This window comes from Desmospora profundinema (genome assembly GCF_031454155.1).
In the GTDB taxonomy this organism is placed as follows: domain Bacteria; phylum Bacillota; class Bacilli; order Thermoactinomycetales; family DSM-45169; genus Desmospora; species Desmospora profundinema.
Genome location: NZ_JAVDQG010000001.1, coordinates 167,343 through 190,695 on the forward strand (window position 1 = coordinate 167,343; position 23,353 = coordinate 190,695).

At 53.6% G+C, this 23,353-nt stretch carries 23 protein-coding genes; 17 read left to right on the plus strand and 6 right to left on the minus strand.

What is annotated here, in order from left to right:
• The first annotated feature begins 188 nt into the window (after nucleotides 1-188).
• The 3 genes from JOE21_RS00710 (at nucleotide 189) to JOE21_RS00720 (ending at nucleotide 3,613) form a co-directional block, all read left to right on the plus strand.
• Nucleotides 189-1,757, plus strand: a complete 1,569-nt coding sequence (locus tag JOE21_RS00710; RefSeq protein ID WP_309861064.1) for a long-chain-fatty-acid--CoA ligase — start codon at nucleotides 189-191, stop codon at nucleotides 1,755-1,757.
• Nucleotides 1,758-1,950: 193 nt separating this feature from the next.
• The gene (locus JOE21_RS00715; protein ID WP_309861066.1) at nucleotides 1,951-2,412 is read left to right on the plus strand and encodes a MarR family winged helix-turn-helix transcriptional regulator; all 462 of its coding nucleotides are present in this window, start codon (nucleotides 1,951-1,953) and stop codon (nucleotides 2,410-2,412) included.
• Nucleotides 2,405-3,613 (plus strand): MFS transporter, encoded by a 1,209-nt coding sequence (locus tag JOE21_RS00720; RefSeq protein ID WP_309861070.1) that lies wholly within the window; start codon nucleotides 2,405-2,407, stop codon nucleotides 3,611-3,613. The genes JOE21_RS00715 and JOE21_RS00720 overlap by 8 nt, the downstream gene beginning before the upstream one ends.
• Before the next feature lie 43 nt (nucleotides 3,614-3,656).
• Here JOE21_RS00720 and JOE21_RS00725 read toward each other — a convergent pair whose 3' ends face one another.
• Nucleotides 3,657-6,065, minus strand: coding sequence for a penicillin acylase family protein (locus JOE21_RS00725; RefSeq protein WP_309861072.1), 2,409 nt, complete (start codon nucleotides 6,063-6,065; stop codon nucleotides 3,657-3,659).
• 163 nt (nucleotides 6,066-6,228) lie between these two features.
• Between JOE21_RS00725 and kynA the strand changes: the two genes are divergently transcribed.
• The 4 genes from kynA to JOE21_RS00745 all read left to right on the plus strand — a co-directional run bounded on the left by kynA (nucleotide 6,229) and on the right by JOE21_RS00745 (nucleotide 9,971).
• Entirely contained in the window at nucleotides 6,229-7,077 is an 849-nt protein-coding gene (kynA, locus tag JOE21_RS00730) for a tryptophan 2,3-dioxygenase (protein ID WP_309861075.1), read from the plus strand.
• A 21-nt stretch (nucleotides 7,078-7,098) separates the two neighbouring features.
• The gene (gene kynU / locus JOE21_RS00735; RefSeq protein ID WP_374709288.1) at nucleotides 7,099-8,379 is read left to right on the plus strand and encodes a kynureninase; all 1,281 of its coding nucleotides are present in this window, start codon (nucleotides 7,099-7,101) and stop codon (nucleotides 8,377-8,379) included.
• Nucleotides 8,376-8,999 carry an arylformamidase gene (gene kynB / locus JOE21_RS00740; RefSeq protein ID WP_309861077.1) on the plus strand — a complete coding sequence of 208 codons (624 nt, stop codon included), beginning with the start codon at nucleotides 8,376-8,378 and terminating at the stop codon, nucleotides 8,997-8,999. Before kynU ends, kynB begins: the two co-directional genes overlap by 4 nt.
• Before the next feature lie 99 nt (nucleotides 9,000-9,098).
• Nucleotides 9,099-9,971, plus strand: coding sequence for a PhzF family protein (locus JOE21_RS00745; protein ID WP_309861079.1), 873 nt, complete (start codon nucleotides 9,099-9,101; stop codon nucleotides 9,969-9,971).
• A gap of 51 nt (nucleotides 9,972-10,022) precedes the next feature.
• Here the strand turns inward: JOE21_RS00745 and JOE21_RS00750 are convergent, their stop codons facing one another.
• Genes JOE21_RS00750 through JOE21_RS00760 form a run of 3 tightly spaced genes read right to left on the minus strand, consistent with a single transcriptional unit; the run spans nucleotide 10,023 to nucleotide 11,646 of the window.
• Nucleotides 10,023-10,211, minus strand: coding sequence for a hypothetical protein (locus tag JOE21_RS00750; RefSeq protein ID WP_309861083.1), 189 nt, complete (start codon nucleotides 10,209-10,211; stop codon nucleotides 10,023-10,025).
• 30 nt (nucleotides 10,212-10,241) lie between these two features.
• Nucleotides 10,242-11,219, minus strand: a complete 978-nt coding sequence (locus JOE21_RS00755) for a phosphotransferase enzyme family protein (protein WP_309861085.1) — start codon at nucleotides 11,217-11,219, stop codon at nucleotides 10,242-10,244.
• Nucleotides 11,212-11,646, minus strand: a complete 435-nt coding sequence (locus JOE21_RS00760) for a hypothetical protein (protein WP_309861088.1) — start codon at nucleotides 11,644-11,646, stop codon at nucleotides 11,212-11,214. The genes JOE21_RS00755 and JOE21_RS00760 overlap by 8 nt, the downstream gene beginning before the upstream one ends.
• A 171-nt stretch (nucleotides 11,647-11,817) precedes the next feature.
• Between JOE21_RS00760 and JOE21_RS00765 the strand changes: the two genes are divergently transcribed.
• Both JOE21_RS00765 and JOE21_RS00770 read left to right on the plus strand, forming a co-directional pair.
• Entirely contained in the window at nucleotides 11,818-12,606 is a 789-nt protein-coding gene (locus JOE21_RS00765) for a thioesterase II family protein (protein WP_309861090.1), read from the plus strand.
• Nucleotides 12,607-12,610: 4 nt separating this feature from the next.
• Complete coding sequence (locus tag JOE21_RS00770; protein WP_309861092.1) at nucleotides 12,611-13,324, plus strand: 4'-phosphopantetheinyl transferase family protein; 714 nt, start codon at nucleotides 12,611-12,613, stop codon at nucleotides 13,322-13,324.
• Nucleotides 13,325-13,384: 60 nt separating this feature from the next.
• Here JOE21_RS00770 and JOE21_RS00775 read toward each other — a convergent pair whose 3' ends face one another.
• On the minus strand, nucleotides 13,385-13,858 hold the full coding sequence (locus tag JOE21_RS00775) for a cupredoxin domain-containing protein (protein ID WP_309861095.1): 474 nt from the start codon (nucleotides 13,856-13,858) through the stop codon (nucleotides 13,385-13,387).
• Nucleotides 13,859-14,003: 145 nt separating this feature from the next.
• On the opposite strand from JOE21_RS00775, the gene JOE21_RS00780 reads away from it, so the two are divergent.
• The 6 genes from JOE21_RS00780 to dprA all read left to right on the plus strand — a co-directional run bounded on the left by JOE21_RS00780 (nucleotide 14,004) and on the right by dprA (nucleotide 19,077).
• Nucleotides 14,004-14,279: a hypothetical protein gene (locus tag JOE21_RS00780; protein WP_309861096.1), complete on the plus strand. Its 276-nt coding sequence runs from the start codon at nucleotides 14,004-14,006 to the stop codon at nucleotides 14,277-14,279.
• 160 nt (nucleotides 14,280-14,439) lie between these two features.
• Entirely contained in the window at nucleotides 14,440-14,580 is a 141-nt protein-coding gene (locus JOE21_RS00785; protein ID WP_309861100.1) for a hypothetical protein, read from the plus strand.
• A gap of 44 nt (nucleotides 14,581-14,624) precedes the next feature.
• Nucleotides 14,625-15,719, plus strand: a complete 1,095-nt coding sequence (locus JOE21_RS00790) for a hypothetical protein (RefSeq protein ID WP_309861103.1) — start codon at nucleotides 14,625-14,627, stop codon at nucleotides 15,717-15,719.
• An 86-nt stretch (nucleotides 15,720-15,805) separates the two neighbouring features.
• Nucleotides 15,806-16,966, plus strand: coding sequence for an ADP-forming succinate--CoA ligase subunit beta (sucC, locus tag JOE21_RS00795; RefSeq protein ID WP_309861106.1), 1,161 nt, complete (start codon nucleotides 15,806-15,808; stop codon nucleotides 16,964-16,966).
• 40 nt (nucleotides 16,967-17,006) lie between these two features.
• Nucleotides 17,007-17,912, plus strand: coding sequence for a succinate--CoA ligase subunit alpha (sucD, locus tag JOE21_RS00800; RefSeq protein ID WP_309861109.1), 906 nt, complete (start codon nucleotides 17,007-17,009; stop codon nucleotides 17,910-17,912).
• 67 nt (nucleotides 17,913-17,979) lie between these two features.
• The gene (gene dprA / locus JOE21_RS00805; RefSeq protein ID WP_309861111.1) at nucleotides 17,980-19,077 is read left to right on the plus strand and encodes a DNA-processing protein DprA; all 1,098 of its coding nucleotides are present in this window, start codon (nucleotides 17,980-17,982) and stop codon (nucleotides 19,075-19,077) included.
• A gap of 356 nt (nucleotides 19,078-19,433) precedes the next feature.
• Here dprA and JOE21_RS00810 read toward each other — a convergent pair whose 3' ends face one another.
• A complete protein-coding gene (locus tag JOE21_RS00810) occupies nucleotides 19,434-20,768 on the minus strand; it encodes a helix-turn-helix domain-containing protein (RefSeq protein ID WP_309861114.1) in 1,335 nt (444 codons plus the stop codon).
• A 701-nt stretch (nucleotides 20,769-21,469) separates the two neighbouring features.
• On the opposite strand from JOE21_RS00810, the gene JOE21_RS00815 reads away from it, so the two are divergent.
• Nucleotides 21,470-22,852 (plus strand): DUF4244 domain-containing protein, encoded by a 1,383-nt coding sequence (locus JOE21_RS00815; protein ID WP_309861118.1) that lies wholly within the window; start codon nucleotides 21,470-21,472, stop codon nucleotides 22,850-22,852.
• Nucleotides 22,852-23,262, plus strand: a complete 411-nt coding sequence (locus tag JOE21_RS00820; RefSeq protein WP_309861121.1) for an Imm70 family immunity protein — start codon at nucleotides 22,852-22,854, stop codon at nucleotides 23,260-23,262. Before JOE21_RS00815 ends, JOE21_RS00820 begins: the two co-directional genes overlap by 1 nt.
• Nucleotides 23,263-23,353: the final 91 nt, after the last annotated feature.

Here is a 23,353-nt window from a genome sequence, read left to right on the forward strand (position 1 = left end):
TCACCCCCTTTCATATATCTTATAAACTTTCAATTTATTAACTAAAGTCATTATACTGTGTAAAGGAAAAAATTTCATCATATTTTTAATTTTTACTGAAAAGAATATAAAGTGGCAGGATTTTGGTTGAACGCGGGGAAATAAATTCAGGGGAGGTCTGCAAACCGACAGGAAAGCGGGTGGGCAATGTGATCATAACCAAAGGGCTGATGGTTTCCGCGCAGAATGCGCCGGAAAAGATCGCTGTCATCGATGGGGAGGATTGCTTGACCTATTCGGAATGGTCGAAGCGGGTCAGTCAATTGAAAGGGGCGTTACTCGACAGGGGGATCCAAAAGGGAGACCGGGTGGCGCTCGTCATGCACAATTCGTTTCGTTTTTTGGAATCCATCTACGCAGTTACTTCCATCGGGGCAGTAGTGGTGCCCCTCAATGTGCGGTTGGCCGTTCCGGAAATGGAGGCCATATTGGAAGATGCAGGACCCAAGCTGTTGTTTCTGCATAGGGAGTTTGCCCCGTTGGCGCCTGTCTTTCAGGACAAGCTCCCTTCGTTGGAGCGAGTGGTGTTGGCTGAAGACAGGGAGGTAGAAGCGGAAGGGAAGGAGGCTTGCGCCTTATATGAAGATTGGATTCAGTCGCAAGCGCCGTCTTCACTCGATGCGGACGGGGTGGAGGAAGAGGATGTGGCGGGCTTTTTTTATACCGGGGGGACCACGGGGACTCCCAAAGGCGTGATGCTGACCCATCGCAATCTGGTGGCTAACGCTTATCATGTCGCCTTGACAGCCGGTTATCATCCCGGTACTCACTACCTCCATGCAGCGCCCATGTTCCATCTGGCCGATGGGGCCTCCGCCTTCGCCGTCACTTTAGTGGGAGGGACCCACAGCCACCTGCGGGTATTCCGTCCCGAAGCATTCGTCAAGGCGGTGGAGCGGGACCGTCCAAATGCCACGTTGCTGGTGCCCACCATGATCCAGGCACTGGTGAATCACCCATCGGCGTCAAAACAAGCGTTCTCCGGTTTGAACCAGCTGTTGTACGGAGGCTCGTCCATGCCGGTGGAAGTGTTGCGGCAAGCGTTGCACCGTTGGCCCCATATCCGCTTTTTTCAAGCGTACGGCATGTCGGAGGCGGCTCCGGTTCTGACGATGCTGCGGCCGGAAGACCATAACGTCCTGGGAACGGAACGGGAAGAGCGGATTCAGTCCTGTGGCCAAGCAGTGCCGGGAGTGGAGATGAAACTGGTGGATCGGGACGGGTTGGAAGTACCCGTAGGCGAAGTGGGGGAAGTGGTGGCCCGCGGCCCCAATATCATGAAGGGCTACTGGAACCGTCCCCAGGAGACGGACCGGGCGCTGAAGGACGGGTGGTACCGCTCCGGAGATTTGGCCCGTCGGGATCGGGATGGATACTACTATATCGTGGATCGGATGAAAGATATGATTGTAAGCGGAGGGGAAAACGTCTATTCAACCGAGGTGGAGAACGTGTTGTACTCCCATCCCGCTGTAAGGGAAGCGGCAGTGATTGGGATTCCGGACGAACAGTGGGGAGAGCGTGTCCATGCAGTGGTGGTCAAGCGGAAAGAAAGCGATCTGGATGCAGACGAACTGATCGCATTTTGCCGCAAATCCCTGGCAGGATTCAAATTACCCAAAACGATCGATTTTGTACCGGAGTTACCCAAAAGCGGAGCCGGGAAGATCTTAAAACGAACCTTGCGGGAGCGGTATGGGTTGGAACAGACCCGATAAGCCGTCACCGAGTGAGTTTCTACATAATCCGATAAAATGGGTCGATACGATTCCATTCCTCGATGCAGGAGTTTTCTCAACCCCGAAAAAGAAACCCTTTTTCGAGGTTTTTTTTATAATGGATTGCCAAAAGGAAGGATCGTTGTTATTGTTAAGTTAACTTAACTAAACAATTATTCAGGGGGGATGCGCGGTGGATGATCTTAAGCGACTGGTGGACGAGATGAACCAGGCGTACGAAGATGCCAGCTTTCGGTTCCAGGTGGAAATGGAACGAATGGTGCAACCGCTCCTGCCGCCCAAACAGGAGAACATCGTATTACTGCTGATACGTGTCCCGTCCGTTACGGTATCGGATTTGGCCGCCCGATTGGGGATCACCAAAAGTGCCGTCAGTCAAACCCTGGATAAAATGGAGCGGGGAGGCTGGGTGAAAAAAAGAGTCAATCCGGCCAATCGGCGTGAGGTGCGGGTGAGTCTGGGGCCGAAAGGGGAGGCCTTTGCCGAACGACTGCGCCGTTTTGACCAGATGATGATTGAAACCTACTATACCCGGTTGGACAGAGAAGATATCAAAACAGTGACGCGGGTATTCCGCCAACTGCACGAATGGATGTCACGGGAGCAACAAGAGAGGAATCGTCGAAATGAATGAGGGAGGTTTGTTTCAAAACCGGTCATTTTGGTTGATCTGGTTATCCAGTCTGTTTGCTACCTTTGCCTTTTCGATCTTTCTATTGGCTCAATCCTGGTATGTCGTAGACGAATTGGGCCGTTCCGCTTCATTGGGTGTGGTCTTGATGGCGGCTTCCATTCCCCGTGTACTCACCATGCTCCTGGGCGGCATGTTGGCGGATCAGGTGCGCCGGACATGGATCTTATTTGTGACCAATCTCATGCAAGTATGCTTGATGCTCCTCTTTGTCATGATGCTCATGAGCGGGCGGTTGGATTGGACTTATCTCATGATTAATGCGATGTTGTTCGGTTTTCTGGATGCCTTTTTCTGGCCGGCCAGCCAATCGCTCATTCCCAGCATCGTTCCTGCCCGCCATTTGATCCGGGCCAATTCGGTGGTGCATGGAACGACGGAATTGGCTTTCATCTTAGGTCCGGTGGCTGCCGGGTTGTTGATTGCTTTTACCTCGTATACGATGACCTTTTTCGTCGTGGCGGTGCTGCTCTTCCTGGCGGCGGTGTTCGTTTGGCCGTTCTGGATTCGTGAACCGGAGGTGGATCAAAGCGGTCAAAGGCGCACCTGGGAGGAGATGAAGGAAGGGTTGACGACCGTGTGGCATTCTCCCCTATTGCGCCAGGGGGCACTGGTCATCGCCATCCTGAACCTGAGTGTGGTCGGTCCGATGATCATCAGTTTTCCGTTGCTGGTGGAACAGGTTCAGGGGAATGCATTGGATCTTAGTTATCTGGAAGCGGGTTTTTCCGTTGGCACGTTTGCGGCGGCTCTGATGCTGGTGGGTTGGCACATTCGACACCGGGGACGGCTGGTGTTGGCGGCGTTTGCCTTTACGGCGGTTCTTTTTTTTGTGTTTGTACGGATTGAATCGCTGACAGGATGGATCGTCCTGGCGGGAGTGATCGGCCTGAAGGCCATGTTTGTCTACCTGCCGTTGGTCACCATGATCCAGGAACAAACCGAGACCCGTCAGATGGGACGGGTGATGAGTATTGTCAGCTTTGCCGCCATGGGGTTTGAACCCCTCGCCTTCGGACTGGTGGCTGCTGCCATGCAGTCCGGCCTGTCGATTACTACGATCTTGAGTGTAACCAGTTGGATCGTCATCGGTTCCGCTGTTTGTGTTTTGTGGAAGGGATGGGCGATTCGGCGGGAGGCGTAACATGAAGAAGAAGCGACCGATTTACACGGTCGCTTCTTTATGCTCACGGGTGAGAAGGAACCAATGTCAACGTCTTCACCGGTTCATCGTCTTTTATGTTCAAACGGGTAAGGTGCATTTCCCCTGCCGCCCAAGCTCGCGCCTGGTCGCTGTACCAACGGCTCATCACTTGTCCGGATTGGCCGGGAGCGACGATGTGGCGAGCTTGGGAGAGGTCGGACAGGTCGACGACGGTGCGCCAGGAAGCCCCGTGATCCACCTGGCCGGATTCTTTGTCCCAGTCTGCCGCCAGGACGGTCATTTTACTGCCGCCGACAGGGAGGGGTTCCCGGTTGAACAGACGGTCCAGCGGTTTGATATTACTTAAGGGATGGGAGAAGTGAACCTGGTGGAATGCTCCCCACTGCCATCGGGAGGGTTGATCCCCCTGTCGGTCGACGGCGCGCTTCACCGCTCGGCGGAAAGCACGTTCCAACCACGTATCCACCCCTCCTGCCTGCTCCACCCAAACCCCAGGCTCTCCCGCTAAAGCGTCCCGTAATAACCGATCGGTGGTTTGTTCCATGTGTTCAAACCAGTCCAGCACGGTCTCATCGATGGGTTCATACAGGATCTGATTCATCTCGTGGACCATGAGATGGTATACCAGCGGGGCGGCCAGCTCCGCGTCGTCGTGAAAATTCCACTCTGCCAATTGATCGAGGGCTTCTTGTTCCACCGGGCTCCAATACCCTTTTTGCAGTTGATCTACGATGGCGGGTACCATCCAGGCGGCGCGCAGGTTTTTGGTGTCGGTTTGAAGCCGGGCCATGTCTGCCGTAAAGGGCCGTTCTTCCGACAAGACTGCCTTGATCCGTTCGATTCGGTAGGGATCGGCCCAGGTGTGGGTCAGGTGATAGGGATAATCATCCCCCACCACTCGATTGTTGGCGGTGGCGATCACCCCTTCTTCCGGATTGACGATGGTGGGCAGCTCTTCCCAGGGGATGTATTCGTTCCATTCGTACGCTTGTTTCCAACCGGGTGCGGGCAAGAGCGCGTCCCCCTTTTTGCGGATGGGGATGCGACCGTTGGCCCGGTAGGCGATGGTGCCGTCACGGGAAGCGAAGACGAAGTTTTGTGCCGGTGTGTGAAAATAAGAAAGAGCTTCCTTAAAGTCCTCCCAATTTTGCGCCCGGTTGAAGCGGAGAATGGCTTCCAATTCCGTGCTGGGTTCCAGTGCGGTCCAGCGCATCGACAGGGCGGTCTCCCCGTCTTGCTGGTCTTCGGGCAGGGCGAACTCCGATACGATGGGGCCGTGGCGGGTGGTTCGGACGGTGAGGGTGACGGGTTTTCCGTCTTTGACAGGGATGGTCTCTTTTCGTACATGGGCTTCTTCCCAGCGGTCTTCAAAGCGGAATTGATCGGGATTGTCCGGGTTCCGTTTTTCGAGGTAAAGATCCTGTACATCGGGACCTACATTGGTGACGCCCCAGGCGATCTGTTCGTTATGACCCACGACGATCCCGGGAACCCCTGCAAAGGTAACCCCGCTTACCCGCAGTCCGGGTGCTTGCAGGACGCTTTGATACCAGATCGCCGGTGCGGCGATGGAGAGGTGGGGATCGTTGGCCAACAGGGGAAAGCCGGTTTCCGTTTTATCGCCGGCCAGGACCCAGTTGTTGCTGCCGTTAAAGGAGTGGGGCACGGGTGCCTCGGCCAACAGGGCCTTCAGGTCCAGGGAGTGTTTCCGGTTGAACTCGATCCTATCCGATCCGTCGGCGGGATCGGCGGGAAACAGTTCGCGCGCTTGCTCTTCCGGGAAGGATTGGAGCAGTTGATGACGGAACGCTTGTCCCTTCCAGCGTCCGCCCAGATCATAAGCCATATATTTGCCGATGGTGAGGGAATCGACGGGTGTCCAGCGTTCCGGTTCAAATCCCATCAAGGTGAATTCCACCGGGAGGGTACCGGCTTGGCGGGCGCTTCGGATATAGGCGTTTACGCCTCGCGTATAGGCTTCCATCACCCCTCGTGCTTCCAGGGAATAGGATTGCCAGGAGTCTTTCGCCGCCCGACGCAGTCCCAGTGTACGGAAAAAACGGTCCCGGTCTAACGTGGCGGGTCCCGCCATTTCGCTGAGGCGGCCCGATGCGACACGGCGGCTCAACTCCATCTGAAACAGCCGGTCTTGGGCGGTGATGTAGCCCTGGGCCACATACAGATCCTGCTCGGATTCGGCTTTGATGTGGGGGACGCCATGCCGGTCTCGCCGAACGGTCACTTCTCCGTCCAGTCCCTGCAGACTGATGGTTCCCTGCGTACGGGGCAGGGGTGCTTTCAACCAGTTATAAACATAAAGGGAGCCCCCCAGCAGGATCATCACCATCGCGGCGGCTCCCCAGGTGAGGATTTTTTTTAGGCGTCTGGGTTTTTTCATCGTTGCAGCGGATGCAGGCTGGGCTTTCGTCACGGAGAATCCTCCTTTTTCTCTCTATGGATTCGACAGGAAAACCGAATCGTCGCCTTCCCATATTCGACATCGCTTTTGTCAGAATCCTTCCGCTGCCAGCAAAATGAAGATACCAGAGCCGGGTTCTTTCTTGTATGCTAGAAATGGACAGGAGGGGAGAGCCATGAACGAAGAGAAAGAAACCAACGATCCCAATTGGGAGTCCGGGATCCATACGGACTTCTCCAAAGATATGACGTATGGGGATTACCTGCAATTGGACAAAATCCTGGACAGCCAGCGGCTGCTGTCGGGTCATCACGATGAAATGCTGTTTATTATCATCCATCAAGCGACGGAATTGTGGATGAAACTGATTCTGCATGAAATAGACGCAGCCGTCCGATCCATCCGCAGTCAGGAGTTGGAGCCGGCGTTTAAGATGCTGGCACGGGTGTCCCGCATTCAGGAACAGCTGATTCAGTCCTGGGGAGTGTTGTCTACGCTAACCCCATCCGAATATATGGAATTCCGGGACCGGTTGGGTCATTCGTCCGGTTTTCAGTCGTACCAAAATCGCCTGATCGAATTTCATCTGGGCCACAAAAACCCGCGCGTGTTGGAGGTGTTTCGCCACCAGCCGGAGCTGTACCGGCGGTTGGAGACGGTGCTTCATTCCCCCAGCTTATATGATGTCTCCATCCAAGCATTGGCTCAGCGGGGATTGCCTGTGGATGAATCCCGCCTTCAGCGTGATTGGAGCCGGGATTATGAGGCCCATCCCAGTGTGGAGGAAGCGTGGCTCCAGGTATATCGGGATGTGGAGACCCATTGGGATCTGTATGAGTTGGCGGAGAAGCTAGTGGATATCGAAGACCGGCAGCAGCAGTGGCGTTACAATCACATGAAAACGGTGGAGCGGATTATCGGGCATAAGACGGGCACCGGCGGCTCCAGCGGTGTGGGTTATTTAAAGCGGGTGCTGGATCACCGCTTTTTCCCGGAATTGTGGAGTCTGCGGACACGTCTGTAGGGTACAGGGGAGGTTGGATGGATGAGTGGAATGGATGAACAGAAGAAAAAGGCGGAGGCCTGGGACCGGGAGGATCCCCTCAGCCGTTTTCGGGAGGAGTTTTATCTTACCGAAGGACAGATCTACCTGGACGGCAACTCCCTGGGTCTGTTGTCCAAGCGTGCGGAAAAAGAGGTATTTCATACCCTGGGAAGCTGGCGGAAGCATGGGGTGGACGGTTGGACGGGGGGCGAGTCTCCCTGGTTTACGCTGTCGGAGCGCTTAGGTGCGATGACGGCTCCCCTGGTGGGAGCCGATGCGCAGGAAGTGGTGGCGACGGGTTCCACTACGGTAAACTTGCATCAGCTTTTGGCCACTTTTTACCGGCCGGAGGGATCGCGTACCCGTATTCTGGCGGACGCGCTCAATTTTCCCTCGGATATCTATGCGATGCAAAGTCATATCCGCCTCCATGGATTGGATCCGTCGGAGCATCTGATTCGAGTGACCAGCGAAGACGGTCATACCTTGAATGAGGAGACGATCATCGAGGCGATGACCGACGAGGTAGCACTGGTGGTGTTGTCGGCGGTGTTGTATCGGAGCGGTCAGCTGTTGGATATGGAACGGTTGACACGTGCCGCCCGTGAACGGGGAATTCGAATCGGCTGGGATTTGTGTCATTCCATCGGGGCGGTGCCCCACCGGCTGACGGAGTGGGGGGCGGATTTCGCCTTTTGGTGCAACTACAAATATCTGAACAGCGGACCCGGAGGGGTGGGCGGACTTTTTGTCCATCAGCGCCACCACGGACGCATACCGGGGCTGGCCGGCTGGTTCGGGTCGGATAAGGCGGTTCAGTTTGACATGGCCCACCGCTTCACCCCTGCCGCCGATGCCGGTGCTTTCCAGATCGGCACGCCCCACGTGTTGAGTCTGGCTCCCTTGCAAGGCTCGCTGGAACTGTTTCATGAAGCGGGAATGGAACGGATCCGCGAAAAGTCGCTTCGACTCACCCGTTTCCTGATGGAACTGGTAGAGACGCAATTGGCCGGGTTGGGCTTTGCCATCGTCAACCCGCGGGATGACGCCCGCCGCGGCGGCCATGTGGCATTGGCACATCAAGAGGCGGTACGGATCGCTCATGCCTTGAAAGATCACGGCGTCATTCCCGATTTCCGTTCGCCGGACATTGTCCGTTTGGCACCGGTGGCGCTGTATAACTCCTATTTGGATGTATGGGAAGCGGTACGGCGCCTGAAGCGGATCATGGAGGAGAAAGATTACGAACGGTTTGAGAAAAAGCGGGGGGTGGTGGCGTGAGCGGCTGGATCGACATCTCCCAGTTCCTTGACGAGGGGGTGCCCGTCTGGCCCGGCGATACCCCGTTTTCTTACCGGTTGACGTGGACCAAGGAAGAAAGCGGCTCCGTCAATGTGGGCCAGGTGGCCATGAGCACCCATACCGGTACCCATATCGATGCGCCGTTTCATTTTGATGAGGAAGGAAAACGAGTGGGGGAATTGGACCTGGCTGTATACGCAGGTCCTGCCAAGGTGCTGGATCGGGAAGGAATCGGTTGGATCGGCCCCGAAACGCTGGCCGGCGAGGAAATCACCGGTGTGGAACGGATCCTGATCCGAACCGGCGCATGGAAGGATCGCTCCCGTTTTCCGAAAGCGATCCCCCCTGTGGATCCCGCCTTGGCACCCTGGTTGAAACAACGGGGAATCCGGCTGTTGGGCTTGGATCTGCCTTCGGTGGATCCTCTGGACAGCAAGGATTTGCCTGCCCACCACGCGCTGGCCCGCCATGGGGTGCATATCTTGGAAGGGGTGGTTTTGGACGAGGTCCAAGCGGGCACCTATGAGCTGGTTGCCTTCCCCCTTCCACTGAAACAAGCCGATGGCAGCCCGGTGAGGGCCGCCTTGCGGCCGTTGTAGGGCTGTGCAATTCGAGGGACTAGAGCCTGTCTGGTCTTTCCCCGGATTTTATCAGATGCGCTCACCGTCTGAAATGGAAACCGAAAGGGGAGAGGGGCTGTGCGCTTCTATTGGGTGGATGTGTTTGCCGAAGAGAAGTATCAGGGGAACCAACTGGCTGTTTTTATTCCCGAAAGGGAGATTTCCACGGAGGAAATGCAGTGTATCGCAAGGGAGGTCCGCTTATCGGAAACGGCATTCATCTTATCGGACCGACAAGCCAACGGCGGCTATCACGTTCGAATCTTTACTCCCGATGAGGAGGTTCCGTTTGCCGGTCATCCCACATTGGGAACGGCGTATATCATCCGGCGCATCTTGGAACAAAGCGCCGGCGACCGCGTCCTTTTAAACCTGAAGGTGGGGCCCATCCCGGTGAACTTTACAGGCGAAGATGGCCAAGAATTAACTATGAAGCAGAACCAGCCTGTGTTTGGTCCGGTTCTTCCTCCGGAACCGATGCTGGAAATCCTGCACCTGGCTGAGGAAGACCTGGATCCGTCATTCCCCGTACAAGCGGTATCCACCGGCTTGCCCAGTGTCATGGTCCCGCTGCGTTCGCTGGATGCGGTGAGACGGTGTGTAGTAGATCATCGAAAGTACCAAACCTTCTTGAACGAAGTGACGAAAGCCAACCTGCTCGTATTTACCCCTGAAACCGTCCATGAGGAAAACGACCTTCATGTCCGGGTGTTTGTAAGCGATGCCGGTTTTGCGGAAGATCCGGCGACGGGTAGCGCCAATGGGAATCTGGCGGGCTATCTGCTGGAGCATCGTACCTTCGGGGGCTCGTCCATCCGCCTGCGGGTGGAACAAGGATACAAAATGAAACGGCCTTCCTTAATTACCATCGATGCGATAAAACAAGACAAAACGTTTCAGATCCGTGTGGGCGGCAAGGTTTTTTACGTAGCAAAGGGAGAGTGGCTCTGACGAGACGCCCGCCGACACAGGAATAAAAAAACAGCCACCCCATCCCCCGTATTAGCCTTCGGGAGATGGGGTGGCTTTTGTTGATCGTACGTTCCCTTGTTGAATCCACTCGGTTAACGGGGTGGATTCGTTGTTGGCAGACTGTGCCCCCCGGCGAAGGCCGAACTCGGTGGCAAACCACTCGGCAAAGCCTTCACGGGCCTCGTATGATCGATGTCCGCGGCGGGTGAGGAAATCCACATGATGGCCCACTTCGTGAACGAGACGACATCACTTCTTTTCTATTGGTGAGTGTGGTTCCCACACGGGAGTTCCCGCCAGGATCTCCTGCCTTTGTTGATCCAGGAAACGAATCTGTTTGGGAGTCAGACGCTGACGATCCAGGTGGATTCGCAGGTACAGATGGGAAAAAATCCTGCGGTAGTCTAAGAGAATGCACAGCCGCTCTTCCGACAGGACGGGACCGGGATGTTCCGTGGTGTAACCGGTGCGCAATCCCTCCCACAGATCCCGGGCCAAGGCGTTTCGCCGATCCCGATCCTCCCGGGGAAAGACATCCAGGGCATGGTAGACAGTGACAGCCAGGTCGTAGAGATACCAGTGTCGTTCTCCGTCTCCAAAATCAAAAGCGGTGATCTTTCCATCGTGCCAGTGAAAATTACGGGAATGGAAATCACCGTGGACCAAGCCGTATTCGCTTGCACTTCTGGGCCACGCCTGCAAGGTTTTCAAAGCTTCCTTCCACCGGAAGTATAAGGGGTCCTCGCGATCGGGTGTCAGGGTGGACCACCCTCTCTGTTCATCAAAGTGAGGGAAGTCCGATAATCCGGTTGGGGGCCGGAATCGACGGGTTTCCCGGTGAATCGCTCCCAAAAACGCTCCCCACTGTGTAAACAGGTCGCTACCGCATTCCCACTCTTGTCGAATGTCCGGAGGCGAGCCGGCTACTTTCTCCATGGACACCACAGTGAAAGAGGTTTCGCCGGCGTCGATGGTTTCGATCCACTCCCCGTTGAGGGAGCGGACGGGGCGAGCCACCGAGAGGCCGCGGGCGCGAAGGTGTTGGATCCAGGAGAGTTCCCGCTTTTGGGAGGAGGGCAGTTCTGCCGGTGAAAACTTGAGGACCCGGGCCGGTTCAGGCCTGGAGGCGAGAAAAACGTTTTGGTGAAAACCGCCCAGGGGTTTGAGCGATTCGGGGTCGAGGCCGAAACGTTCCGCCGCTGCGAAAAGCGTAGGCTTGTCAATCATGAGAGCGATGTTCTCCTTGGATGTATTCAGGAAACTCTTCTAAAAAGGCGAGGGCCACCGCTTCGTACTCCTCATCGGGGATGTCGGCCAACTCTCCGTCTTCCAGAGCGAAAAAGTAGGGGGAATCACCGCGATGGTCACGGTTGTAGTACATGCCCATCAGGGCTCCGCGGTGATGAAACGTGGCACCCAGCACGACGGGGAACAGCCCGTCATCCGTTTCCAGTTGGCGAAAAAAGACCGGTTCCACTTGGTCCAGTACCATTTCCTCATACGTTTCACCGGGGTAGAGGAGATCCAGGGTATGATTGCGTTCTTCCGCGACAAAAAGCTGTTTTTTGGCTTCCTTGGGCCACACCAGCAACAAGTGCTTCACATTCTCGTGAATAAACACATATTGATGGGGTGTACGAAATTGGACATGCAAGAAACCCGCCCTCCTTGAAAGTTTGGCAGCGGTTTTTACGATCATGAGCCGACAGCCTCCCCTTTTTTAATAGAACAGAGGAGTCGGCTTTTTCTTTATCGGCTTGTTGGTAATTTTAAGTAAGTATATCATAGAAGTGATGTTTCGGGAAAGAAGGAGGGAGGGATCGATATGACGGTTGGATTAAATCATGGAATGGGCGCACCGTGGGTGGCATATCGGCAGACACCGATGGTACCGCCGCTCCTTCGCTTGTATTGTTTTCCCTATGCCGGCGGCGGTGCATCGGTGTTTCGGGAGTGGTTTTCTCATGTTCCGGCAGCGGTGGAGGTTTGTCCGATTCAACTGCCCGGTCGGGAAACACGGATCGGGGAACTTCCATTACAAAGTGTTTCTGCGATCGTGGAACAGTTAAACCGGGAATTGGATCCCGGCGATGACGTTCCCTACGCTTTCTTCGGTCACAGTCTGGGTGCGGTATTGGCTTACGAATGGACCCGGCTGTTGGAGCAGCAGGGGAGGCCGCCTGTTCGTTTGTTTGTTTCTGCCCGTTCGGCTCCGCATCTGCCTCAATCATCCGAACCGGTTCATGCTCTTCCCGAGGAGCGCTTTGTCGCCAGGCTGCGCCAGTTAAACGGAACACCCGCCCCGATTTTGGAAAATCGGGAGCTGATAGAGTTTTTCATGCCGATCTTGCGAGCCGATTTTGCCGTCTCTGAAACCTATCAACACCGAGCAGGCCGTCCTCTGACGACGCCGATTTCCGCCATGGGCGGGCGGGAAGATCAGGAGGTCTCCCTGGAAGACCTAGAGGCATGGTCCGGCCATACGGATGCTCATTTTTCCCTGCGGTTGTTTCCGGGGGATCACTTTTATCTTCATGACCAGCGGGAATTGCTGATTCGGTTTATATGGGAAGAACTACATAACGAAAACGTCCTCGTCCGCGATCCGGGGTAAAAAGATGTCTTCATTATCATGGTTTCCCGGATTGGAAGACCATCGTGTGGGGGATGTTCACCTCTGGTGGGCTCCACTGGATCATTCCGCTTCTCTGGTGAAAAAGATGGAAGCGTGCCTGGCGGCGGAGGAAAAAGAGCGCGCTCAGCGCCTGGTTCGATGGCAGGATCGAAAACGATGGATCGTAAGCCGGGGATTGTTGCGACATCTTTTATCTGCCGTAACGGGTGAAGAGGCGGAAAAGCTGTGTTTTCAATACGGTCTCCACGGCAAGCCGGTATTAAGGGGGTATGATTGTCCATTTAACCTGTCTCATTCCCATGACTGGGTGGTGATCGCCGTATCCCCCTCCTCTCCGGTGGGAGTGGATGTGGAACGGGTTTGTCCTGACCTGGAAGCGGACAAGCTGATTGACCTGGTGATGAGTCCTTCGGAAAAAACGGAATGGAAAAAGCTGCCGGCAGAAGGGCGATTGGTCGCTTTTTTTCGGTTGTGGACCCGGAAAGAGGCAGTGGTGAAAGCGGCGGGGGAAGGGTTGTCCCGGTCTCTGCCCGGCTTTTCGGTGGGATGGCAGCCGGATCGATACGGGCATGTGGATGAAAAAGGAGTGGAGTGGGAGGTGGTTTCCCTCGATTGGATCCCCGGTTATGAGATGGCCTGTTGTATAGGAAGCAGGAGTGCTGTAGCGGATTGGAGGAGAAGAACGCTTCAGGGATAAGGCAATGAAGGACCGCCGCGGGATGTTACCGATTCCGTCGGTGGTCCATTCTTGTTTCATTCATGGTGATTCCTGATCCAGCACCGTGATGTAAGCCACCATGGGTCCTTTGTCTTCGGACTGATGGTGGTTGTGGCAGATCAACCGGAACGTTCCCGTTTGGTTCGCTTCAAAGCGGATGGTGGTAGTCTGTCCTTTTTTAACGGTTCCGGATTGATTATAGCCTTCCAACGTGAAATGGTGTTCCTTGCCGTGAATCCCGTGCAGGACCAGACGGACCCGATCGCCTTTGTGCAGAACGAGGGTACCCGGATCCCACCGGTATACTTCGATCACTTTTCCACCGATACGGGTTTCAAATTCGGTGGTCACCAGGTGGTAGGTTTGTTCCTCATGGGGCGGTGACGCGACCTCCTCCACTTCTTCCATCATGGTTTTACCGTCAAACCACGGAATGGGGAGCAGGGCCGTCGTTCCGATTAACACAAACGCAAACGCGAGGCTGAGTTGCAGCCACTGGCGGGAGGTAATCATACGGTCCCTCCTTGACGTTTTTTCCACAGTTTTGACGGATCACCACTGCTTTAATCCGGTTAAGACCCATGTTTTGGAATTTGAATCAATGGGAGGGGAAAGCATATAATAAGAACAAGAACAAATGTTCCGGATGTGAAGCGGCATGATCGATGAAACCCTTCGACAAGCTTACCGGCAAGGGGTTCCGGTACAACTCATCTACCTGGACCAAAAGGGGCGTATTTCAGAGCGCTGTGTTCGGCTTTATGCCCTACAGCGGGAAGAAATCTCGGCTTATTGCTTCAGTCGCCGATCCTATCGCCGGTTTAAACGGGAACGGGTACTGGCTGCCGAACTGCGGCACCATTTTTTCCAATGGGGGATGCAGCCGGAGAAAGGGAACGCCTCCACTGATCCAGGAATCCCGCCCATCGGGTGAACGGTTGTCGCCAAACTGTAACGCTTTCAAAAACCCCGGTTGTTTTCCCTTGCAGAAAAGCATGCTATACTAAACGGGGAAGACGTGTCACGGGAACGGTGTGTTCCCGCCGAAGCCAGGCCTTCCCCCGGGAAGGCTGATCAATGCAGGAGGGTGGATCATGAGCTCCGAAGTGAATTCCAACAACCACGAAAACCGGGAAAACGACTTTCTGGATATGGTCGTGGGAACAGCGGTCTTTACCGCCTTTTTCATGGGCATCGCGCTGGTGGGCGGCGTATTGGCCTTTTTCCTCAAATGAAGAATGGAACAGGGCGGAGGGCTGAGGGATCAGCCCTCCCTTTCGTGGGGCGGCGATGGCTGGCGGGATGTCTGATTCCACTGCTGGTGACGGGTTGCTCCCTGGATCTGGGTCCGTTGACCCAGGCGGAATCCATTTCTTCGGAAAGGGGCGGATCGTCTGATCAGCATCCGATCCGGCTGATGGTGGATGATGAAGAGAAAACCGTCCAGCAAGCCAGTTTGCTCACACCGGAAGGAAAGCGGGTGGATATGACCCGGAACACCTACATAAGTAGCTGGAATGAGCTTCTGGCCGGTCCGTGGGAATCCTCGTTCCAATCGAGTCACGATGTCAACCGCGAGTATCCCTTGACATGGGTGCTTCGGATTCGTGGGGAGGAGCCGGTTCTTTTCCGGTTGGGAAAAGACGGGGCGTATTGGCGGGGGAAACGATACCATGGGAATACGGCAGGTGCGCTTTATCAGGCATCGATGCAAGTGTTGGCCGCAGAACGGCTGGATGAAATCAGCCGGGGATCGTCTTTCCGCCTGGTTGCCCGGGACACCCGTCAGCAGACGGATTGGTTTGATCGGGAAGCCGATGAATGGCTTCGCAAGATATCAGATGCTCAATATCAGTCGTTCAATCCAGCCAAGGTGGAAGGTTTGTCTTTATTTCCGTCTTATGAATGGGTGGTGCGCGGGCTGGACCGGCCTGCTTCTGTCCGGTTGGTGGATGAGCGTCGTTTTCTGCTTGTCTACGGGGCGGAGACGTATCTGTTTGCGGCGGAAAACAGCGGCTATCGCCAAGCGGAAGAGCATTTGGTTCCCCGGTCGCCTCCTTCTCATGATATCTTGTCACTCTTGGAAGAAAAATTAGTGGAGACCACTTGGGCCGAAAACGGCAAGCGCAATCGATATCCGTCGTCGCCCGCAGCAGAACAATCGGTGCGCCAGTGGATCCGGAAAACCGCTGCCTGCGAGGAAGACAAGGGGTCCCATGTTGGCAAAGAGCCACTTCTTACGCTATACTTTCAGAGAGCCGAGAAGGTTCGTCCGGTGGAGATTTTTGAAAACGGTTATCGGTTGAACGGAGGGGCTGTAATCCCTTGTTCCGGTATCGATCGACGGGCCCGTTCCCTGGTGGAGAACGGGTGACGAAAACCCCGTTTGGCACGGCTGTGCCGGGCTTTTTCATGTATCGCAATAAACACGGAATCATTCGATGGACAGGGGGATGGGGCATGAACGTACATGAGTACCAGGGTAAAGAAGTCTTAAAACAGTACGGAGCGGTGGTTCCCCGCGGCCAAGTGGCTTTCACGCCCGATGAGGCGGTGGAAGCGGCCCAAAACCTCGGTGGAGATCTGTGGGTGGTGAAAGCCCAGATCCACGCAGGTGGACGCGGAAAAGCCGGCGGAGTGAAACTGGCCCGCAGTTTGGACGAAGTGAAAGCGATTGCGACCGAATTGCTGGGTAAAACGCTGGTGACCCACCAAACCGGACCGGAAGGAAAAGAAGTAAAACGCCTTCTGGTTGAAGAAGGATGTGCGATCCAGAAGGAATACTACGTGGGAGTGGTGATTGACCGATCCCATAACCGCGTTACCATGATGGCTTCGGAAGAAGGCGGAACCGAAATCGAAGAAGTGGCCGCCCGCACGCCCGAAAAAATCATTAAGGTGACGGTGGATCCCGCAGTCGGTCTCCTTCCCTTCCAAGCCCGTCAACTGGCTTACGCGATCGGCATTCCCAAAAAGCTGACCAACCAAGCGGTTAAATTCATGTTGGGTCTCTACCAGGCTTTTGTGGACAAGGATGCATCCCTGGCGGAGATCAACCCGCTCATTACGACGGAAGACGGCCGCGTCATGGCATTGGACGCCAAGCTGAACTTTGATTCCAACGCCTTGTACCGCCATGCGGACATCTTGGAACTGCGGGATCTGGATGAAGAAGACCCCAAAGAGATTCAAGCGTCCAAGTACGATCTTTCTTACATTGCACTGGACGGCAACATCGGTTGCATGGTCAACGGTGCGGGGCTTGCCATGGCGACCATGGACATTATTAAACATTACGGCGGTGAACCGGCCAACTTCCTGGATGTAGGGGGCGGTGCCACCACGGAGAAAGTGACGGAAGCCTTTAAGATCATTCTGGACGACCCCAATGTAAAAGGCATTCTGGTCAACATCTTCGGCGGCATCATGAAATGTGATGTGATTGCGGAAGGCGTAGTGGAGGCGGCCAAGCAAGTGGGATTGGATCGTCCGCTGGTCGTCCGGCTGGAAGGAACCAACGTCGAACTCGGGAAAAAGATTTTGAATGAGTCCGGCCTGAAAATCACCGCGGCGGATTCGATGGAAGATGCCGCGCGGAAAATCGTATCGCTGGTGCAATAACGGGATCCACTTCAACTCAACGGGAAAGGCGGGTTCAACCTTGAGCATCTTCGTCAATCAAGACACGAAAGTTATCACCCAAGGGATTACAGGCTCCAACGGCCTGTTCCATACGAAGCAGGCGATTGAATACGGCACTAAGGTCGTCGGCGGGGTGACCCCCGGCAAGGGCGGCACTGAAGTGGAAGGGGTTCCGGTATTCAACACCGTGAAGGAAGCGGTGGAAGCCACCGGCGCCAACGCCTCCGCCATCTACGTTCCCCCGGCCTTCGCTGCCGATGCGATCATGGAGGCGGTGGATGCGGAACTGGATCTGGTCGTCTGCATTACCGAAGGGATACCGGTATTGGACATGGTGAAGGTACGCCGGTATATGGAAGGGAAGAAAACGCGGCTGGTCGGCCCCAACTGCCCGGGCGTCATCACTCCCGGCGAGTGCAAGATCGGGATCATGCCCGGATATATTCACACACCGGGCCGGGTGGGCATCGTCTCCCGCAGCGGAACCCTCACCTATGAAGCGGTCCACCAGCTGACGACCCGGGGCATCGGCCAGTCCACCGCTGTCGGAATCGGGGGAGACCCGGTAAACGGAACGGACTTTATCGATGTGCTGAAGGAATTTGAAAAAGATACAGACACGGCGGCCGTCATCATGATCGGTGAAATCGGCGGCACTGCCGAAGAAGAGGCGGCGGATTGGATCCGGGCCAACATGACTAAACCGGTTGTCGGTTTTATCGGAGGTCAGACGGCTCCTCCGGGAAAACGGATGGGTCATGCCGGGGCGATCATCTCCGGCGGCAAGGGAACAGCCGCAGAAAAGATCGCCAAGCTGGAGGAAAGCGGAGTCGCTGTCGCTCCCACTCCCGCGGTCATCGGGGAAACGCTCAACCGTGTCCTGGAAGAGAAAGGCCTCTTGGCAGATTGCATCACCAAGAACTGACATCCAAAAAGGAGGGACCTCTTACGGGAGGTTCCTCCTTTTTGGGTTCATGAGGGAGGATGACGGGATGGGGAAAACCGGGTGGGATCGACGGGACGGATTGATCGCCGTGCACCAGATCCAAGGAGTGGGATGGCATACCTTGGATCGGATGTTGCGGGCGGGGTGGAAACCGGATGCCCCGGTTGCGGGAGAGCACGAGGAGGAAGCGGGGTTGTCGGTACAGCTGTCGGAGCGGATCCGGGAGAAGTGGACGCCTTCCTTTATCCGCCATGTGGCTCATGAGCTCTGCCAGCGGAATATATGGGCGCTGACTTTATGGGACGAGGAATACCCCGCATTGCTGCGGGAGCTGCCGCAGCCGCCCTGGATCCTCTATGGAAAGGGGGATGGGTCGATTCTGCAACATCCTTGCTTAGCCGTGGTGGGAACGAGAAAGCCCACCACTTACGGCAAACGGGCAGCTTCGATGTTGGTAACGGAGGCCGTCGCCCAGGGATGGACCGTTGTCAGCGGGATGGCGGCAGGGGTGGATGGAGAAGCCCACCGGGGCGCGTTGGAAGCGGGCGGACGAACGGCAGCCGTACTGGGGTGCGGGGTGGATGTGGTCTACCCGAAACACCACCGCTCCCTCTATGAGCGCCTGGCGGCGGAAGGGCTCATTCTTTCCGAAGCGCCGCCGGGCACCCAACCCCATCCAGGCCTGTTTCCGCAACGGAATCGAATTATCAGCGGACTCAGTATGGGGGTGCTGGTGGTGGAAGCGGCGGAAAGGAGCGGCTCCCTCATCACAGCCGACTTCGGAATGGAACAAGGCAGGGAGGTGTTTGCCGTTCCGGGGCCGATCACCTCGGAACAGAGCCGGGGCACCAACCGTCTCATCCAGCAGGGAGCCAAATGCGTACTTTCCGCTGAGGATATCGCCGAAGAGTTTTCCCACTTGTCCGGCTGGTGTCCCGTGACCAAGGCGAAGGAAGAAACGCCGTCCGTAAGCGATACGGAAAGCCGGTTATTATCGCTGTTCCAAGACGAGCCGGTTGATTTGGAACATTTGGCTGAGAAGATGGGGTGCCCTCTCGGTGAGATCCACGGAATCTTGTTGACCCTGCAGGTAAAGGGATTGGTTCGGCAATTGCCGGGGGCGCGGTTTGAACGGAAGGGGTGAGTCACTTCTAATGACTTCTTTTTATAAACGGGAGAAATCTTTAGGGTAAGGGATACGCTTTTTTGCGACAAGATGTGTATGGCTTTCGGAGGATGGATATATGAGCAAACACCTGTCATATGTTATGATTCCGTATCGGTTGTTACTACAAAGGCTTAAAGCTACTGACAAGAGTCAGCAGCTTTGCCGAGGATGTATATAATAGTGGCACATATACGAAATATAGGAGGCTTTTCTTATCCGCTTATTATGATCTTTCAGGGACGTTGAGCGGGGTTATTTCCGAAGATGCGACGATGTCAGTGGATTCGGTAAAAGCGAAAAAGCCAGCGATCACAAGCATAGCAAACGCAATTTTAGTCCATTTCGTCAAAAAAATCACCCTCCTTGTCTTTGAGTTCCTTTTTTACCTGATATATATTCATCATGCATTTTTGAAATTCCTTCTCATCTATTGGATGCCAGCATTCGGCCAGTTTAAGCAAGAGCTTGTATTCCCGCCGCTTTAAAGCGTGCTTTTGCGCCAGTTCGAGAGCGCGTTGATAATATTGAATAGCCTCTTTAACTTCTTCATTTTTTTTCAACAGATCACCCATAACCATCAAAGCATAAGTGAGTTGGGAGAGATCATTCTGTTTCTTAGCATGTTGAACCGCTTGCGTGATGGCCTCTTTTGCTTCAGGATACTTTTGTTGATGGATGTATAGAACACCCAATTTTGCGAACGTGATAGATAATGTTCGTTGATCGGATAGTGTGTCTTTGCCGCTTAAAGCGGTGTCAAAACAAGACTCTGCTTTGTCCAACTCACTTTGGGCGGTGTGCAAACATCCCAGAATAGTCCAAAAATCAAAAATGTATTTTGAATGATTGTTTGCCACGGCGAGAGCCAGCCCTTGTTTGGCGTATTTAAACGCTTCATTGATCTCCCCGGTTTTCCGTAAAAATTCAGATCTTAACCAGTGGAAAGTAATACGGGTATCTACGTTTTCCGTTTTATCAAGTGAATCCCAGACCTCTTCTATAACTCGCATTCCTGCATTAACATTCCCTAACTTATCCAGGAAAACGGCCTTGTTTCGAAGGAGAGCATACCGAAGGTGCTGGCGTTCGCCATTATCATGGAAAGCTCCCAAAGCGCTATTCGTGAACTGTAGAGCTGTATCTAAATTATTTTCGTTGTAGGCGCAAATGCTCAGTTCACAGAAGCTGGCGGCTTCAACATTGGTTTCCCTGTTGTAAGCATGCTGATTGGCTAGTTTGATGGCATTATATAAAGCTCGTTCTGCCTGTTTCGGTTTACCTTTATCGATGAGACATTTTCCTTGAAGATATGCAGCAGTGGCGGCAAAGGGGTGGGCATCATCTAAGCTTAAATCTTTGATCTTTTGCAGGGCTTTGTCATATTGCTTGAATCGCCATAGAGACTCGATGCTTTCAAGCTTCAACTGAATCCGTTTCAGTTCGTTCTCTTCTTCCATTAGCAAATGTGGGATCTGACGGGTTTCAATTTTGAGCTTGTCCAACAGATACATGGCTTTGTCCATACTGACATGGGGCACGCCTCTCTCTACGTTACTGATCGTGGCCGGAGAGATGTTGTCATCTGCTAAATCTTCCAACCGGAGCCCTCTTTGTTTCCGTACTTTCCGTATAATTTCGCCGATTTCTTGAAGTTCGACAGTTCTCATAACATACCACCTTCCCCTTGAGTGCAGAGATATCTTTATTTTACCTCCTCTTGAATAAAATTGGAATAGTCCACATCCAATAAAATAGAGAAAAGTTTAAAAAATATATTTTCATGCAAAATGGAAATGCAGGTTTTAAAACATGGGCCGAAATGAGGGCAAAAAGGCCTATTTTTTGTGTCGAATATTGTTGAATAATGTCTGACTTTTAAAACATCACAAGCATTCCCAATGGATATAATTGATGGTAGAATTCCTATGCGAGAATATACCAATAAGGGAGTAATATATTTTAAGAAACTTTTCTTCTTTGCTCTGGTGGCCTTTTTGTCTCTCACCCTAGTCTCCCCCTTTTCCTCGTTTGCAAGAGATCTAGAAAAGCCTTTTTCAACATCAGAAACATATGAGCAAAGGAGGTCTACTGGTAGAATCAAAATGAGCAAAGGTGTAAAGATCGCGGTTTCTGTTGCCCTGGGGTTATTTTTACTCAGTTGCTTGTTGTTGTTTATTTACGCTACACCGTTTATGTTCGGTAGTTAGTTGAGAGCAATAGGATCAGGCTAAACATAAAACGAACCACACCGGACGGGGATAATCTCAAAAAAATCCTGTCCGGTTTTTTTATGGGAAGGTTCTATTTACCAATTGACAAAATCCGTATAAGATGGTAAATGAAAAATCTTATACAAGGAGAGAGGGGATTGGGGAAATGGTTTTTCCGATGGGTTAAGATATTACGGGATAAGCGAGGATCTCAAACCATCGAATATGTAGCTGTAATGGCTGGGGCCGCATTACTCGCTATGATTCTTAACTTGGTGATGGAAAGCAACGAAGTCCAAAGCGCTCTTCAGGAAAAAATCGAATGTGTCATTGTCCAAAATTGCGAAGGGGAAAGAGTTGCCCAACCGTCTCCAAAACGGGATGAAACGTCTTCCGACGTGATCCCGGAAAGCCTTTATGATCCTTGGGCCTCTACCGACTCCTTATGGGATAATACCCAATCCGATTCACCGTCGGATGGGTCGGCTTCCAACGATGAACCGGGTTTTTTTGAATCCTTATTAGGAGACATCAAGGACGGATGGGAAACCGCCAAGGGAACGGTAAACGATGGACGGGATTGGTTGGCGGATAAGGTGGAAGCCGGTTGGGAGTGGACCAAACAGAAAGCCTCTGATGGATGGGAATGGGTGAAAGACAACAAGGAGTACATAGCGGCTGGTGCCGTTGTTGCCGCCGGGGTGGGACTGATGTTTGTTCCGGGTGGACAACTCCTTGGTGGTAGCATCCTCGCCGGTGCTTTAGTAAGCGGTGGAATTGCGGCTTATGGCGGGGCTGATTCTAAGGAAATCGCACAGGCCGCCATGTTTGGCGGCTTAACCGGTGCGGTTGGTGGAGGGGTCGGTAACGTCGTAGGAAGGGGCCTCATGGCGGGTTTGTCGCGTGCCGCTTCTAGCAACTTTGTCTGTACCCGTTTCCCTGCGCTGGCAAGCGGTATATCTGCCGGAGGAAGTGAAAGCTTGGCGGACGACTTTCTCCACGGTCGTAAGCTGGACTGGAAAAATGCCGGAATCGCCGCGTTGACCGCCGGTGGGATGTTGGTCGGGGGTAGCTTTGGTACTCATTTGATGGATGCCACCACACCTACCGGACCGATCGCCGGGATTAAGGCGGCTAATCAACAACAACCACAACAACAGCGCCCAACCTGGCAAAAGTCAGAAAAAGACGTCGGTAAGGATCTGGGCGAAGGATATTCATCACAGAAATCGTTTAAAGATGGCGAAGAAGCGACACATTCAAAAAAAGGGAGTACTCGCCCGGATCATTATGCGGACGGACATAGTGTGGAAGTGAAAAATTATAATGTAACCACTTCCAGGGGGCGTAGTAATCTCGTTAGAAATGTTACAAAGCAGGTAGAGAAGCGTCGAAGCAACCTGCCGGAAGGAACAAAGCAGACAATCATTATTGACGTGAGGGGTCAGGATGTTTCCCAGGATGAATTAATTAAACTCCATAACAGAATAAAAGAGAAAGCAGGGGACGATGTTGAAATTATCTTTAAGCGGAAAGGGTAGTGATTACCATCCTGCATTTTAAGTCATACATTTTCGCCTATGGCATTGGCAGTGTACCATTCTTAACCTCTTTTTTTTCGACGATCCAGCACCATCTGGACCCTAAGAAAGAAAGATATTCGCTTGTTCTGAATGAGTTGTTTATGGGCCGCCTTCAATGGCAAAAAGCGGACGCCGCAACAGAGGAAGTGAAAGAAATTCGAGAGGAATTAAAGCGGTTTGCAGCCAATCAGGCCGTTTCCGATATTGAAAATCCGAATAAACCTCTTCCGAAAGAGGTACGAACAGAGGCTGCCAATCTTGCAGAGGCTTTCGTAAACGAAGACAATGAAAATCTATTTGATAATCTGTTAGCCGCCTTGAAAGATGGCATGAAATATGAACGAGATATAGAAATTGTCAATCTCTAGAACAACCTACAGGGTCTTAGGCTTTACGGTTGGTTGGAGTCATGAAAGAATCCGGCAAAAGCTAGACGGATTTTTTTTTTTGCATCTTCCG